The sequence below is a fragment of the Grimontia sp. AD028 genome, from assembly GCF_000973155.1.
Lineage (GTDB): Bacteria > Pseudomonadota > Gammaproteobacteria > Enterobacterales > Vibrionaceae > Enterovibrio > Enterovibrio indicus.
Genome location: NZ_LASY01000071.1, coordinates 1 through 722 on the forward strand (window position 1 = coordinate 1; position 722 = coordinate 722).

At 51.9% G+C, this 722-nt stretch carries 1 protein-coding gene; it reads left to right on the top strand.

Annotated features, from left to right (window positions below; genetic code table 11):
* Positions 1-722 (top strand): Calx-beta domain-containing protein (locus tag RN22_RS16405; protein WP_046305840.1); only part of this gene is annotated, 722 nt, incomplete at both ends.

Here is a 722-nt window from a genome sequence, read left to right on the forward strand (position 1 = left end):
GCTGCGGGCCAGAGCGGTGTTCGTGTCTATGCTCAGACCCTGAATGACAACGTCTATGAGGGCAACGAGACTATTCAAATCCAGGCAGCTGTGCCAGGCAGACAAGGGTTTATTGAGTCACAAGAAGCCATCATCACTGACAACGCAGACATTCCGAAAGTGTCCAGCATCACTGCTTTCCAAAATGCAGTAGAAGATGGTTGGGTGGGTTGGAACCTCAACATGACCAACACCTCCACCACTAACAGCACGGTGCAGCTGAACTTTAACGACGGTATCCACCAAGCTGACTTCGGAGCTGATTATAACGGTGTCGTACACGTCTACTCGCTCGCGGGTGTGAAACTGCAGGAAGTGGTACTCAATGCTTCTAACGGTTACAAAGCCAACATCACCATCCCTGCCGGTCAAACCGGCGTGAAGATCTACGCTGACACCCTCAATGACAATGTCTTCGAGGGGAATGAGACCATCAAGATCCAAGGTGCCGTCATTGGTCAGCAAGGTTGGGTGCAGTCTCAAGCGGCCACCATCACAGATGATGCCGACAAGCCACGCGTCACCAGTGTGTCGAATACGTCTGTGAATGAAGGAGATGCGGCCTCTGTCACCATCACTCTGAGTAATGAGTCCACCACCCCTACCCGTGTGTTTATCGATGCCTATGGCGGCTCGGCCACCGAAGGCAAAGATTTCAACACTAAAGACCTCTGGGTCAATTA